7 protein-coding genes are annotated in these 15,127 nt (G+C 71.3%); 1 reads left to right on the top strand and 6 read right to left on the bottom strand.

The window, feature by feature from the left end; all coding sequences use genetic code 11:
• Positions 1 to 345: 345 nt before the first annotated feature.
• From K8640_RS30905 to K8640_RS30890, 4 genes are all read right to left on the bottom strand, one after another.
• Positions 346 to 1,674, bottom strand: a complete 1,329-nt coding sequence (locus K8640_RS30905; RefSeq protein ID WP_223750358.1) for a hydroxymethylglutaryl-CoA reductase, degradative — start codon at positions 1,672 to 1,674, stop codon at positions 346 to 348.
• A gap of 242 nt (positions 1,675 to 1,916) precedes the next feature.
• The gene (locus tag K8640_RS30900; RefSeq protein WP_223750357.1) at positions 1,917 to 3,116 is read right to left on the bottom strand and encodes a cytochrome P450; all 1,200 of its coding nucleotides are present in this window, start codon (positions 3,114 to 3,116) and stop codon (positions 1,917 to 1,919) included.
• Entirely contained in the window at positions 3,113 to 4,621 is a 1,509-nt protein-coding gene (locus tag K8640_RS30895) for a condensation domain-containing protein (RefSeq protein ID WP_223750356.1), read from the bottom strand. The genes K8640_RS30900 and K8640_RS30895 overlap by 4 nt, the downstream gene beginning before the upstream one ends.
• A complete protein-coding gene (locus K8640_RS30890) occupies positions 4,618 to 9,756 on the bottom strand; it encodes a non-ribosomal peptide synthetase (RefSeq protein WP_223750355.1) in 5,139 nt (1,712 codons plus the stop codon). Before K8640_RS30890 ends, K8640_RS30895 begins: the two co-directional genes overlap by 4 nt.
• A 161-nt stretch (positions 9,757 to 9,917) precedes the next feature.
• Between K8640_RS30890 and K8640_RS30885 the strand changes: the two genes are divergently transcribed.
• On the top strand, positions 9,918 to 11,138 hold the full coding sequence (locus tag K8640_RS30885; protein ID WP_223750354.1) for a CapA family protein: 1,221 nt from the start codon (positions 9,918 to 9,920) through the stop codon (positions 11,136 to 11,138).
• 135 nt (positions 11,139 to 11,273) lie between these two features.
• Here the strand turns inward: K8640_RS30885 and K8640_RS30880 are convergent, their stop codons facing one another.
• Together K8640_RS30880 and K8640_RS30875 are read right to left on the bottom strand one after the other, a co-directional pair.
• Positions 11,274 to 12,299, bottom strand: a complete 1,026-nt coding sequence (locus K8640_RS30880) for an alpha/beta hydrolase (protein ID WP_223750353.1) — start codon at positions 12,297 to 12,299, stop codon at positions 11,274 to 11,276.
• 238 nt (positions 12,300 to 12,537) lie between these two features.
• Positions 12,538 to 15,039 carry a DUF4157 domain-containing protein gene (locus K8640_RS30875; protein ID WP_223750352.1) on the bottom strand — a complete coding sequence of 834 codons (2,502 nt, stop codon included), beginning with the start codon at positions 15,037 to 15,039 and terminating at the stop codon, positions 12,538 to 12,540.
• Between the last annotated feature and the right edge of the window lie 88 nt (positions 15,040 to 15,127).

Below are 15,127 nucleotides of genomic sequence, written 5' to 3'. Positions count from 1 at the left end.
CCGTCCCGTCCCTCGGCGGCCCCAGGATGCCCATCTGGTAGGACCACGCCTTGGTGTGCACGCGGGCGGCTTCCAGGTTCGGGTTCAGCCGCGCCGGCCACGGCACGTAGAATTCAGGCAGCTGGAATGGTTGCTTCTGACGCGCCTTTGACATCTTCACCCTTCGCCAGTCTCAAGATGATTCAACTCATCGGGCCCGCGCGCCCATTGCAACGGTGGTGCCGGGATGAATCAGGCCGCCTCTCGTGTGATTCGAGGCGGTTGAAACACCCCGGCTCGCGCGGCTGACACGTCAGTCGTCACCGAGGACGTGTCAACGGGGCGCATGACACGTCCGCGGCGGCGTCAGACGCTCGTGCCAGTCGCGGCGGCGGCGTCCTCTGCGGGGAGGCTTGCCAGCAGTTCGCGGGCCTTCTCCACCTTCACGTGACCCGCCTTCACCAGCAGGTTGGCGATCTTCTCCACCCAGTCGCCCCGCGCGCCCGCCGTCACCGCCACGCAGCGCGCGTGCATCGCCATGTGGCCCTTCTGGATGCCCACGCTGCCCAGCGCCCGGAGCGCCGCGAAGTTCTGCGCCAGCCCCACCGCCGCGAACACCATCGACAGCTCGCGCACCGAGGGGGTCTGCATCAGCTTGAGCGCCAGCTGCACGCCGGGGTGCACCTTGATGGGGCCGCCCACCACGCCCAGCGCCATGGGCAGCTCGATGCGGCCCACCAGGTGCCCCTCCTCCAGGTACCAGGTGGACAGCGGACGGTACTGCCCGCTGCGGCAGGCGAAGGCGTGCGCGCCGGCTTCAATCGCGCGCCAGTCCTGCCCCGTGGCGATGGCCACCGCGTCGATGCCGTTCATCACGCCCTTGTTGTGCGTGGCCGCGCGGTACGGGTCGGCTTCGGCGAAGCGGCTGGCCTGGGTGATGCCCTCGGCGATGATTTCGCCCGGCATCTCGAAGTCCGCCAGCGCCGCCAGTGGGATGCGGCACGTGGCGCGCGCCAGCCGCCGGTCCGCCAGGTTGGAGAGGATGCGCAGGTACACCTTGCCGCCGGTGAGCTGCTCGATGAGCGGCGCCACGCCCTCCGCCATGGTGTTGATGAGGTTGGCCCCCATCGCCTCCTGCGTGTCGATGAGGAGGTGCACGATGAGCAACGGCTCTCCGCACGGGCCCTCGGGGGCCGGCAGCACGCGCACCTCCACGTCCTTGGCCCCACCGCCGCGCGCCACCATGGCCGGGTGGAAGCTGTTGGCCAGCGCGAGGAGCTGCTCCTTGTTCGCCAGGATGTGCTCGGTGGCCACCTTCGGGTCGCCGTAGCGCGACACCTGCACCTGGCCAATCATCAGCGAGGGGTCCGCCTCGGCGGTGAAGCCACCGGACTCGCGGACGATCTTCGCGGCGAAGGACACGGCCGCCACGACGGACGGCTCCTCCACCGCCATGGGCACCAGGAGGTCGCGCCCGTTGACCTGGAGGTTGAGGCCCAGGCCCAGCGGCAGGCAGAACGTCCCCACCGCGTTCTCGATCATCTGGTTCGCCAGGACAGGCGGCAGCGCTTCGGAGCCCAGCAGTTGTCGCAGGTCCTCGGGCTGGAGCCGGAACATTCGAGCGAGGTGCGCGTGGCGCTCCTCCATCGGCAGCTTGTGGAAGCTCGGGAGCCGGGAGGTCACGGTGTCGGACATGTTGTTCCTTCGGTGCAGAACCTGGAGCGGGCCCCCTTGCAACGGTGGCGCCATGAAGCGCCGGGCCACATCTCGCGGGATTCGAGGAGGATGAAACAGCCAGGCTCCTCGGTTGACGTGTCAACCCCCGTGGCTGACGCGTCAACTCACCGAATCACAGACCCGGCGCCCCCACTGGCGACCAGGAAGCGCACACCGCGAACCGACTGGCTCGCGGATTCACCGGAGCCGAGGGCCGCGAGTCACCAGGTGAGCGGCAGCTCATGGACGCCGAGCAGGTTCTCGTCCTTCTTGAAGCGGACCTCCTCCAGCGGCACGGCCAGCCGCAACGTGGGGATGCGCTGGAACAGCGTCTTGAACACCACCTCGAACTCGATGAGGGCCAGCGCGCGCCCCGTGCACAGGTGGATGCCGTGGCCGAAGGCGAAGTTGCGGTGCGCTTCCCGCTGGAGGTCCAGCCGGTCCGGCGCCTCGAAGACCGTGCCGTCGCGGTTGGCCGAGTCCGGCTGCGCGAGGACGCCCTCCCCCGCGCGGATGAGCTGACCGCCCACGGTGAGATCCACGGTGGCGACGCGCTGCCGGGCGAGATGTGAGACATTGACGAAGCGCAGCAGCTCCTGCACCGCCGCGGTGATGGCGGCGGGGTCCTCCATCTGGCGGAACTTCGCGAGCTGCTCGGGGTGGATGAGCAGCGCCAGCGTCCCCAGCCCGAACATGTACGCCGACGGTCCGTGCCCGGCGTAGTACAGCGCGTGGAACAGGGACGCCGCGTCCGGGGGACTCAGCTTCCCCGTCGCCACCTGCTCCGTGACGACGCGACCGATGAGCGTGTCCCCGGGCTCACGCAGGTTGTCCTCCACCAAGCGCAGGAAGACATCATCCAGCGCCATCAAGGCCGCGGTCGCCTCCTCGCGGGAGGACGCACGCGAGCCGACGGTCCTGCTCAGCACGTGCAGCGCCTCGGCACCCTCCTGGGGCACGCCGAGCAGATCGCCAATGACTTGCAGGGCCACGGGGAGCGCGAACGCCGACATCAGGTCCACGGGCCTCGGGCCGGCCAGCATCGCGTCGAGCGCCGCGTCCACGGGGGCCTGGATGCGCGGCCTCAGGGCCTCCATCCGCCGGGGCATGAACTCCTGCACGAGCATGGCCCGCTGCGCCCGATACTCCGCATCCGGGCGCAGGAAGAAGGCCAGCGGCCTGCCCTGTCGAGCAGCGGCCGCGGGCGACAGGTGCGGGAACCCCGGCAGCGTGGAGTCCGCGACCAGCCGGGGGTCTCCCAGCACCGCCAGCACGTCGCTGTAGCGGCTCACCAGCCACGGCGTGTTTCCGTCCCACAACTTCACGGGGCAGACCGGGGCCTGCTTGCGCAGCCGCTCGTATTCAGCGGGCGGCTCCAGCGGGAGGCTCCAGTCCTTGGGGAAGGGGTAGGAAGGGCTCATCGGGGGGCTCCTGTTCGGTCGAGCCGGGCGGCGATGCCCGCCACGGTGGGATGCTGGTACAGCTCGCGCAAGCCGAGGTCCTGGCCCAGTTCATTCCGGATGCGGACCGCGACCTCGACGAGCTGCAAGGAGTGGCCGCCGCGCTGGAAGAAGTCGTCGTCCGGAGCGACCGAGGCGACCTTCAGCACGTCGGCGAAGATGCGGCCAAGCTGTTGTTCCCGGGTCGAGGAGCGCCGAGGCGAGGTCCGCGCGTCGGGGGTCGCCGTCCGCAAGACGTCCTCGTAGTCCGCGAGCAGCGCCTCGATGAAGGCGGGCTCGAAGAGGCTCTCGTCGAACTCGCCCCACACGGTGAACGCGCCGTCGGAGCGCTCCTCCACCCGAACGGTCAGCTCGAACTTCGCGGAGGGGAGGTCCAGCAGGAGCTCCGTCACCTCACAGTCCTGCAATGACAGGGCGCCCGCCGTGCCCACGGGGTGGTAGGCGAAGTTGACCTGGACGACGGGAGAGCGCGTCGGGTCCCTGGGCGGAGCCAGGTCCGCGACGAGCTGCTCGAAGGGCAGGTCCTTGTGCGCGGAGGCCGCCGCCGTGGCCGATGCCACCCGGGTGAGCAGCGCGCGAAGGTCGACGTCATCACGCAGGTCCACCTGGAGCACCACGGTCTCGACGAAGAACCCGAGCACCCGCTCGACCTCGGGCAGGTCCCGGTTCGCCACGGCCAGCCCCAGCAGCACCCGCTCACGTCCCGCACGGTGCCCGAGCACCCTCCCACAGGCGGCGGCCAGCACCGTGAACACCGTCTGACGCTCGGTGCTCGCGAGGGCACGCACGCTGTCGGAGACCGCGGCGGGCAGCACCCGGTGCATGCGCCGTCCCCGCCCCGACACGGGACGCGGAGGGACGAGGTCCAGGAACAGGGGGACACCCGACAGCTGCTCCCTCCACCAGCGCGACAGCGACTCGCGCCGCTCGGCGGTGAGCTGCTCGCGCTGCCATGCGGCCCAGTCCACGTACTGCACGGGCAGCTCGGGCAGGGCGGGAGGCCGCCCCAGGAGCGCTGCCCGGTATGCGATGGCCAGCTCCTCGGTGAACACCTGGAGCGAGGTGCCGTCCGCCACCAGCAGGTGCACGGCGAAGAGGAGGAAGTGCGTCCGGGGCTCCAGCCGCAGCACGGTGAGCCGCAGCAAGGGACCGCGCTCCAGGTCGAACGGCTGGAGCGCCTCCTCGTGCGCGTGTCGCAGGGCCTCGGCCTCCGTCGTGACCTCCACGAAGCGAACCTGCGCGCGCCCCTCCGGAGCGATGTGCTGCTGCGTCCCCAGCGGGAAGACGGTGCGCAGCGGTTCGTGCCGGGCCACCAGCGCTTCCAGGGCCTCTTGCAGGGCTCGCGAATCCAGGGCCCCCGTGACACGGTGGCAGCGAACGGTGGCGTGGGCCGCGCCGGTGGGGTCCATCCGGTGCAGGAAGCACAGCCGCTGCTGGGCGAACGACATCGGGAACGCGGTCGTCATCCGCGTGGAAGCCTCTTGATGGTGGGCTTCGCGACCGGAGCCTCGGCGAGCGCATGAGCGAGCTGGGCGATGGTCGGCCCGGTGAGAATCGTGGCGAGCCCGACCTCGCGCCCCACCGTCCGGCTCAGCCGCGAGGCCAGCCGCATCGCCTGCAGCGAATGCATGCCGAGCGCGAGCAGGCTCTCATGCACATCCACCCGGCTCACGCCCAGGAGCTCGGTGACCACCGACGCGACACGGACCTCGGCCTCGGTCCTCGGCGCCGTGTAGGGCGCGTCCGGGCGCCGGTCCGTCGTGGGCAGCCGCGAAGGGTCCACCTTCCCGTTTTGAGTCAGCGGCCAGGACGCCAGGACGATGACCTCCGAAGGCACCAGGTGCGCCGGCACCCTGCGCGCCAGGTCCTCGCGCACGGCCTGCCCCGACACCTGGGTCGCCGCCCCGGCCACGACATAGCCCACGAGGCGAGCCTCCCCGCCCCGCGAGTCGACCCGCGCGAGCGCGTCCACCACGCCGGGATGCGCGGCCAGGGCGGCGCGCACCTCGGCCAGCTCCACCCGGACGCCACGGACCTTCACCTGCTCATCACGGCGGCCCAGGAACTCGATGACGCCTCCTGGCAACCACCGGGCCAGGTCCCCGCTGCGATAGAGCCGCGCCCCCGGATGGGTCCCGAAGGGGTCCGGTACGAAGCGCTCGGCGGTGAGGCCCGGCTGGTCGCGGTAGCCTCTCGCGACACCGGCCCCACCGATGCAGAGCTCCCCCACCGCGCCCGGCGGAGCCACCTGCCCGTGCGCGTCGAGCACCACCAGGTGCGCATTGAACAGCGGGCGCCCGATGGGGACGTGGGTGGCCTGGGCGTCGACCCCGTCGTCCAGCCGGTGTCCGCTGGCCATGACGGTGATCTCCGTGGGGCCGTAGCCGTTCGTGACCTTGGTGAAGCCCTCGCGCTGGAGCGCGCGGAACGCCTCCACCGGGAAGACATCTCCACCGACCACCACGCGGTCCAGGGCGGCGAAGGCCTCCGGAGCGTCGGCCGCCAACCGGGGCAGCACCACGGGGGGAATCACCGCATGCGTGATGCGCTGGTCGACGAGACAGCGCGCCAGCCCCGGCACGTCCCACCCCGGCGGCAGGAAGTGGACGGCGGCGCCGTTGAGCAGCGCGCCCCAGACCTCCAGCACGGAGATGTCGAAGGTCACCGACGCCATCGCCAGCATCGTCTTGCCGGGGCCCAGGTCCTCGGCCAGGGCCGTGCGGTGCAGCAGGGACACGACCGAGTGGTGCTCGATTTGAACGCCCTTGGGTCTGCCCGTCGACCCGGACGTGTAGAGCACGTAGGCGAGGTCCGACGGGCTCCCCTCCGGCAGCGGCCCGGATGACACCGGAGGCAGCGCCTCCAGCACGACGGTGGGCAGACCGGTGAGTCGGCCGTCCAACGCCGCCGTGGTGACGAGGGCGCGGGCCCCGGCCTCGCGCATGAGCGGCTCCAGCCACGCCGCGGGAGCACCTGGGTCCAGCGACAGGAAGGCCGCCCCCGCCATGAGGATTCCCAGCTGGGCCACGACCAGGGCTTCCGAGCGCGGAATGCACACCGCCACGAGGGCCTCACGGCCAACGCCCAGGTCGCGCAGGTGGTGCGCCAGGTGCTCCGCCCGACGCGTCAGCTCGGCATAGGTCAGCACCCGGTCGCCGGACCTCACCGCGGGAGCGTCGGGCGCTCGGCGGGTCCAGTGTGCGAACAGGTCATGCACCCGATACGACGGCGCCTCCTGGCGAGCCCCCACGCTGACGAGCGCGCGCCGGTCCGCGTCGCTCAGCATCGACAGCCTGGACACGCGGGTGTCCGGCGCGTCGACGATGGAGCGCAGCAGTTGCTGATACGCGGACAGGATGCCGGCGATGAAGAAGTCCTCGAAGAGGTCGGAGTCGAACTCCCACGAGAGCAGGATGCCGCTCAGGGATGAGCGGGGACTGGAGCGCACGGGGGCCTCCGAACGCGGAACGCGGACCACGTCCCCCGCCAGCCGTTGGATGTGCCCCGGCTCGGCGTAGAGCGGCACCGCGACGACGGACAGCTCGAACTTGGCGGAGCCGTTGCCCAGCCCCTCCACGAAGGAGACGTCGAGCGGCGACGCATCGAGCGTGCCCACCGACGAGTCGTGGAAGTTGAACATCGTCTGTATCAACGGGTTGAAGCCCCCCTGATGCCGCGCGGGCGACTGCGCGAAGATCTGCTCATAGGGCAGCTCCTGGTGGTCATAGACCTCCAGCGTGGTGCGCCGCACCCGCGCCAGGAGCTCCTCGAACGAGGGGTCCCCGTCGAGCCTGCCCCGCAGGACGACGGTGTTGATGAACATGCCCAGCATGCCCTCGGTGTCCTGCCAACGCCGGTTGGCGACCGAGGAGCCCACGAGCAGGTCCTGGGAGCCGGTGTACCGGTGCAGCAGGACGAAGAACGCTGAGAGGAGCGTGGTGAAGAGGGACGCGTTGTTGCGGTCCGCCAGCGCCTGGAGGCGCCGCGCGAGCTCACCGTCCAGTTCCACCCGGGGCGCCACCCCACGAAACCGTCGCCCATGGGGGGCCACCCGGCGGGGGAGCTGGAGCAGGGTCTGTGCGCCCTCCAGCTCCCGGCGCCAGAAGCGGCGCTGTGCCTCGGCGGCCTCGGTCCCCACCCACTCGCGCTGCCAGCGCGCGTAATCGGAGTACTGCACCGCCAGCGCGGGGCGCCGCACCTGGCCGTGGCGGACGTGTTCGGCGTAGCCGTTGAGCAGCTCGCGCACGAAGACGTTGAAGGACCAGCCGTCGTGCACGATGTGGTGCTCGACGTGCACGAACAGGTGCTCCCCCGCGCTCAGTCGCAGCAGCCGCCAGCGGAAGGGCCGGCCCTCGGCGAGCGCGAACGGGGCCTGCACCGCGTCCCGGACCGCCTCCGCCACGCGGGAGTCCAGCTGCGCTTCGTCCACGCCGCTGAAGTCCTGGACGCAGAGCTCCACCTCCCACGGGGCCTCCAGCTCACACCGCAGCTCGCCATCCACCTCGGGGAAGCGCGAGCGCATCACGTCGTGGCGACGCACGATGTCGGTGAGGCTCGCTTGCAGCGCGGCGAGATCCAGCGTGCCCTCGAGACGGAACACCGCCTGCGTGTGATAGGCCCGCGCGTCCGGATTGAGCTTGTGCATCAGCCACACCCGCTCCTGGCCGAACGACGGCGTGAGCGTCATCCCCACAGCGCCACGTCGAGGGCCCAGGTCCACCCCGCCCTGGGCTTCCTGCAAGCGCGCCGCGAGGCGGGCCACCGTGGGCGTCTGGAGCACCTCGCTCAGCTCCAGCTGCGCGCCCAGCACGCGTCGCACCCGGGCCACGAGCTGGGTGGCGAACAGCGAGTGCCCTCCCAGCTCGAACAGGTTGTCATCGCGCCCCACCCGCTCCATCCCGAGCAGCGCCGCCGCGATGGCCGCCAGCGCCACCTCACCGGGCGACCGCGGGGCCTGGTAGTCCGTCCGCTCCGCGCGAGGAGGGCGAGGCAGCCGCGCCCGGTCCACCTTGCCGCTGGTGTTCAGGGGCCAGGCCTCCACCACGACCACCACGTCCGGCACCAGGTAGCCGGGCAGCCGGCGTCGAAGCTCCGCGCGCACCGCGTCGCCGGTCAGCGCCGCTCCGGTGTCGGGCATCACGTAACCCAGCAGGCGCTCCCGCGTGTCGTCGATGAGGGCGACCGCGTCGCGCACGTCCGGCAGCGCGGCCAGCGCCGCCTCCACCTGGCCCAGCTCGATGCGCGCGCCGCGAATCTTCACCTGGTCGTCGCGCCGGCCCAGGAACTCCAGCGTGCCGTCCGGCAACCACCGGCCCCAATCGCCGCTGCGGTACAGCCGCCCTCCCGGCACCGGACCGAACGCATCCGGGATGAAGCGCTCGGCGGTCAGGTCGGGCCGCCCCAGATACCCACGCCCCACCCCTTCCCCGCCGATGCACAGCTCACCCGCCACCCCGTCGGGTACGAGGCGCAGGTGCTCATCGAGGATGACCACGTGGTCGTTGGACAGGGGGCGGCCGATGGGCACGCGCTCCCCCTCCACGTCGTGCACCGCCTGGAGCGTGCTGGCCACCGTGACCTCCGTCGGGCCATAGCCGTTGACGAAGCGGTGGTGCGCGCTCCACTGACGGGCCGTCTCCGGCAGGCACACGTCCCCGGTGCTCATCACCACCTGGAGGTCGGGGAAGCCGCCCGGCTGCAGCGTGCGGAGGACCGTGGCGGGCAGCACCGCGTGGGTGATGCGCCGGTCCACCATCACCTGGGCCAGCGACGCTCCGGAGAGCGGCGACGCCTCCAGCGTCTCCAGCCGGCCTCCGTTGGGCAGCGCCATCAGCACATCGAACAGCGAGGCATCGAACGAGGGGTGGAAGAACTGCAGCACCCGCGTGTCCGGCCCCAGCGCGCCCAGGAAGTCCCGCTGCGCATGCAGGAGGTTGGCGACGCCGCGATGCTCGGTCATCACCAGCTTGGGCTCGCCCGTCGAACCCGACGTGCAGATGATGTACGCGAGGTCCTCCGGGACGAGCATCGTGTCCTCCACGCGCCCCTCGCCCGCGTCGGCCCCTGGCTCCAGGAAGGGCACGCCCGGCACCTGGCATTCGGGCGCGCCCACCACGAGCGCCGCGCCGACCCTGCGGACGATGTCCTCGCGCCACGCCTGGGGATGTGACGGCGCCAGGGGCAGGTAGGCCGCGCCCACGCGCCAGACGGCGAGGGCGAGCTCGACGAAGGCCGCGCCCCGCTCCAGCACCACCGCGACCACGTCTCCGCGCCCGAGCCCCCGGGCCCGCAGGCGGGCGGCCAGGGCACGCGTCCGGGCCTCCAGCATCGCGTAGGTGATTTCAGCAGCACCGGCCGAGAGCGCGACGCGGTCGGCATGCCGCCGGCACTGCTCGGCGATGACGTCCACCACCGAGCGCCACGGTCCATGGTCGACCCGTCCCCCCTGCACGCGGGCCGCCTGCGCCGCGACATCCAGCGCACGGCGCACCTCTTCCGGGGTGTGTCCCTCGAGCGCCCAGGGGCTCTTCAGACGGAGGCTGGAGAGCAGGCGTTCGTACTCGGTTCCTGTCACCAGGGCGGACGGGGGCGTGGCGGGCAAGGGAACTCCTGGAGGCAATGACATACATCGAGGCCGCCGCGTGGAGCGGCCTTCCGATGCGGCTCGAGGCTCCGGGCCTTTAACACGCGAAAAACCACGGTGACACCCTTGTCTGGTAGAAGGCGCGAGGAACGCATCCGCGCAGGATGTAGGAGTGCACCGTGGCCTCGAACAACATCGCGCCTCCAAGTGGACCTGGGCTGTCGCTCTTCGCCGTGGGCGATGTCTTCGTGGACCGCGACGAGCCGGCGACCGCCTTCGCCTCCGCCCGCGACGTCCTGCGGGCCGGTGATGTCGTCTTCGGCAACTGCGAGGGCGTCTTCAGCGACGACATCCAGCGGGCCCCCAGCGCCGGCTCGGCCGTCACCGCGCCCGCGGCGAACGCCGCCCCCCTGGCCCAGGCGGGCTTCGACATCCTCTCATTGGCCAACAATCACAGTCTGGACGGGGGACATGCCGCGCTCCTGTCCATGCGCGGGACGCTGGCCGACCTGGGCATCGCCACGGTGGGCGCGGGCGCCCATCTCGCGGAGGCCACCGCGCCCGTGTATCTGGAGCGCAATGGCAGACGGCTGGCCTTCCTGGCCTTCAGCTCCGTGTTTCCCTATGGCTATGAGGCGCGACCCGGTGTCCCGGGGCTCGCGCCTTTGCGCGCGCACACCCGCTACACGCCCGTGGACCTGAACGTGTGGAATCCAGGCATGGCGCCCGTGGTGAGCACCGAGCCGCTGGTCGAGGACCAGCGGGCGTTCCTCCACAGCCTCGCCGAGGCCCGCGCGAAGTCGGACATCGTCGTCGCCAGCTTCCACTGGGGTGACTCCACCGTGCCGTATTCGCTGACGGACCACGAGCGTCGCACGGCCAGGCTCGCCATCGACCACGGGGCGGACGTCGTCCTGGGCCACCATCACCACATGCTCCGCGGGGTCGAGTTCCACGCCGGCAAGCCCATCTTCTACGGGCTGGGACACTATGTGTTCGACCTGCCGAACCTCACCGAGCGGCTCGCGAAGGATGGCTACCTGGGCGTGGGACGGCCGGAGGAGATGGCGGCCTGGGCCCGCAAGTTCGGCGAGTACATGATTCGCCCGAGGGAGGGCTACCCGCTGCTGCCGTTCCACCCGGACTCGAGGATGACCGGCGCGGCGGTGGTCCACATCACGCCGTCCGGGCGCATCCGCGCGGGCTTCCTCCCCGCCATCATCAATCCCGCCAACGAGCCCATCCACGTGGCCGCGGACAGCGACGAAGGCAGGCGGGTGGTGGCCTATCTCGAACGCTGCTGCGCGGCCGAACAGCTCCCGACGCGGCTCATCGCTCCTCGGCCCGACTCCGGACTGCCCAGCGCGTGCATCGAGTTCGTGTCGACGGCGACCGACTGAGCGGGACCAGGGCGGGGCCTGCGCCGAGGCGGCGGCTCGAACGCATCCAGCTCGAGGCCCACCCTGGACGGGTCCTCAGGGTCCACGACGACCAGCCCCCCAGGACGCGGGCTGCACGCGGGAAGCCCCGCGGCCTCAGGTGTCGGGCAGGTCGTGCCCCTCCTGCTGACGGAGCCACTGGGAGATGGCCTTCTCTGACTCGAGATGGCGGTCGAGGAACACGAAGTGCCCGCTGTCCAGCTCCACATAGGTGGCTCGCGGCCCCAGGCGCTCGACATAGGCACGCATGGCGGGGGTGCCCATCATGGAGTCATGGCGCCCCTGTATCACCAGCGTGGGCACCTCCGGCACGGGGGCCGAGGACCGCGCGCCGGACACGAGCACCAGGCCCCGCAGGTCCAACCCCGGGTGTGAGACGCGATTGACGAGCAGGCTCGCCCCCACGCCGCCGTTGGAGAGCCCTCCCAGGTAGAAGCGACGAACCCCTCGGGCCGAGAGCCATTCGAGGGTCGCCTTCAAGGTGCTCGCCCCCTGGGGCGACCACCAGTCTCCGGCGGGGCCCACCGAAGGGCACACCGTCAACGCGGAGATGGTCCAGGACGCCCGCGCCATCTCCCAGCAGTACACGGCGAAGTTGCCCGCATGGCCATGCAGGAAGACCACGGCCGTGTCCGGCGTCGCCCCTCGAGCCGGCGGGATGACCAGCGCATCGAAGGACTCCGGCGACTGAAGCCCCAGGTATGTGGCAATCGCGGGCGTGGCCACCGAGCCCTCCGCCAGCTCCATCCGGTCGAACGCCGCCTCCAGCGCGGGGATGAACCCGCTCGCCTCCGAGCGCGGCAGCTTCCCCAGCCGCACCAGCGCGTGCGCCGCGAACAGCGTCCCGTCCCGCTCGTCGACGAGGCGATTCACCCACCGGTGGCCTCCCTCCGGAAGCCGCACGGTCTCCAGGAGCGTGCCGTCCGCCAAGAGCAGCCGTGAGCAGGCGACGAGCGCGATGAGCCCGAGCCCCGCTCGCCACAGGCCCCGGGCACGCAGCATCAGGCCGACGGCCACCAGCACGAGCCCTCCGGAGTAGCTCCACCCCGAAGGCGAGGCGCCGATGCGGGCCGCCGCCGCCAGCAGCAGCCCGGCGACCGGCGTCAGGAGGACTCCCAGCAAGACTCCGGGCCACGTGCGGGGCCGAGTGCCCTCCTTCACGGGAGCACGACGAACGCCTGCGGGAACCGCCATGGGAGCGGAGATGGAATGAGCCATGCCGAGCACCATGGCGGACCTGGAGCGGCCCGCTGAGCCCACGGGGCCGAGCGGTCCGGAGGCCTAGGGGAGTGGCTCCAACGAGTGCCTGGGCGGCAAGGCTCGCCGTCGAACGACCCGATTCCCCCAGGGCCGTTCGTGCTCACGGTTTCTTGGGTGTCGTGGTCGGAGCGGGGTCCACCACCGCGCTCCAGTCGATATCCGCGTTGATGTCCGCCAGACGGCCGGTGTTCTGCCGGCGCAGGTCCTGCTTCTCGAGGTCGCCGGGGTGCACGACACCGTAGGGCAGCTTGATGGCCTGCGCCGCGTCGCGCGCCTTGACCGCCTTGTCGCGGCCGACGCGCAGCTCCCCTCTCCTGCGCTGCACCTCGCGCGCCGCGGCGGCCTTGGCCAGATAACGCTCCCGCTGCATCTCCAGCTCCTCGCGTTCCGGCCCCGCCCCCAGCTTCGAGAGCTGCCGCTGGAGGTTGGCCGCCTCGGTCTCCAGCTCGCGGACGAGCGTCGGGTCATTCACCCGAGGGTCGCTCTCCACCGCCTCAATCTCCACGTCGACCGCGCGCAGCTTCCGGGTCGCGGCCGCCACCTCGGCCTCTTTGCCCTCCTTGGCTGCCTGGTGCTTCGGGTCCAGCTTCGCGTTGTAGGCGCGGAGGTTCGCGTCGAGCACCCTCGCGTTGGTGCTCAGGGTGCGCAGCCGCTGGAAGAGGCGGACCAGCGCCTCCAGGTCGTCGCCCCGGTTGACGCCGCGGAGCACGGCGAGCTGTCCCGGGTCCAGGTGCGTCCCCAGCGAGCCCAGGAAGGACTCGTTCCTGGCCTGGAGCCACGTCACGAGCTTCTTGCGGTTCACCGGGCCCTTGAGCTTCTTGCCCTGGATGAAGTCCGCGTTCTCCTTCGCCAGCTTCGTCGCGGCCGCGCCCGTGCGGCCCGGCAGCATCTGCGCCGCGGTGAGCGCGGGCCCCGTGTCGGGAGTCACCCGTGCGATGTGCGTGACGGGCGTGACGTAGGGGTCCAGGTTGTTGCCGGGATTGGGCACGAAGCGGTCGCCCAGCCTCGCCTTGTGTTGCACGCCGCCTCTGGCCGGGGTCGGCTGGCTCCAGACGATGGCCACGTGATAGCGGGCTCCAGGTGGCGTCTGGATGAGATCCTTCTTCTCCCAGTGGGAGAAGATGACGCTGTGCCCGCCCCCTTCCGAGGCGTTGGCGTTGTAGAGGTACAGCCAGTCTCCCGTCTGGATGTCGTTGAGCTTCGCCAGGGGGAGATGCCGCTGCCGGTAGTATTTCGACCCCTTGCCGGGGTTCTCCGCCGCCGCCTTCTCCGCCGCCTCCGCCTGCTTCGTGCCCTCGTGCAGCGGCCCCAAGCCCTCGTCGGTCGGCTTCACGGTGCTCGGCGCCGGCCCCGGGTGTCCTGCGCCGCAGGACGGGGGCATCTCGGCGCCCTCGGCCTCATCGAGGGGAAGCTTGTCTTTCGACACCCGGTCCTGCTTCGTGACGTCAATCGACCTCCCCGTGTTGAGCGTCGCGGCGCCCAGCGGGTCGAAGGACCCCATCACCCCTCCGGCGAAACCGGACCCGGGCGGGGTGGCGCCAGCGTAGTGGTGGACGATCTGCACCCAGTGGAAGCAGAACTGCGCATGCACCCGCTGCTCGAACGAGCCGGGCTGGTAGATGCCCTTCGCGAGGATGTGGGCCGACAGGAGCAGGCGCTGCTGAGCCGTGGTCGCCCCCCGGTCGGAGCCGTTGAACAGGCGCTCGGGGATGCGCTTGGAGACGATGAAGTCCCGCAGCTTCTGGCGCTGGGTGCTCGTGAAGAGCACCTGTAGCCGCGCGGTGGTCAGCGGAGCCGCCGGCACGCCGAAGACGTTCAGCACGTCCGCGAACTCCGTGTTGAAGAGGGAGGTGAACGCGTCCGCCATCGTCGTCCTGGGCAACGCCGGACCGACGATGGCCTCCAGGCGGGCGAGCTCGGCGCGCAGATGTTGAATCGTCGCGTTGTCGGCCCCGGGGGGCTGCCGCGCCAGCCAGCGGTGAATCCTGGCGATCTCCAGCCGGGCGGCCTGCGGGTTCGTGGCACTGACGCTGTTCTTCAGTGACTGCGGCTCGTCCGTGTCGGCCCCCAGCAGGGGCGTGTCCAAGGGCTGCCGGCGGAGCGTGCTCGTACCGCCCTGGAGGGTGTGCGTCAGCTCGTGCGCCAGCAGCCGATCTCCCGCGGCCGTCCCCGGCCCGTAGCGCCCGGGAGCGAAGACCACGTCGCGACCGACGGAGTAGGCGTGCGCGCCCACCGCCAGGGCGCTCTGCGCGGCCCGCGAGTCGTCATGCACACGCACGGAAGAGAAGTCGGCGCCACCGAAGCGCGCCTCCATCGCGTCGCGCGCGGCCGGCTCCAGCGGGCGCCCGGGTCGGGCGAGCACCTCATGGACGACCGGCGGCGCGAGCGCACGCGATGCCCCCACGTCCCCATTCCCCCGGTGCAGCCCCGAGCCGACGGGCGCCGGTTGCGGCGTCCCCATGACCTGATCGGCCACGGTGTCCGCCTGGCGCTCGAACGGGTCCCCCGGTGAGCCGAGGGTCAGCTCGCGTTGAATCCGTGGCGGCGTGATGGAGATGCGGGCGAAGTCGAACTGGGAACCGGGAGCGACTGGCGCCGTCAATCCGCCACCTGATTCCGATGCGGCGCGCGCGACGGCCGGGCGCTGCGATTCACGCTTCGGGGCAGGAGCATGCGCCGACGACGGACGC

It is taken from the genome of Myxococcus sp. XM-1-1-1 (assembly GCF_020037095.1).
In the GTDB taxonomy this organism is placed as follows: Bacteria; Myxococcota; Myxococcia; order Myxococcales; family Myxococcaceae; genus Myxococcus; species Myxococcus fulvus.
Note: the sequence above shows the minus strand (reverse complement) of the source record. Positions and strands in the feature narration are given on the sequence as shown.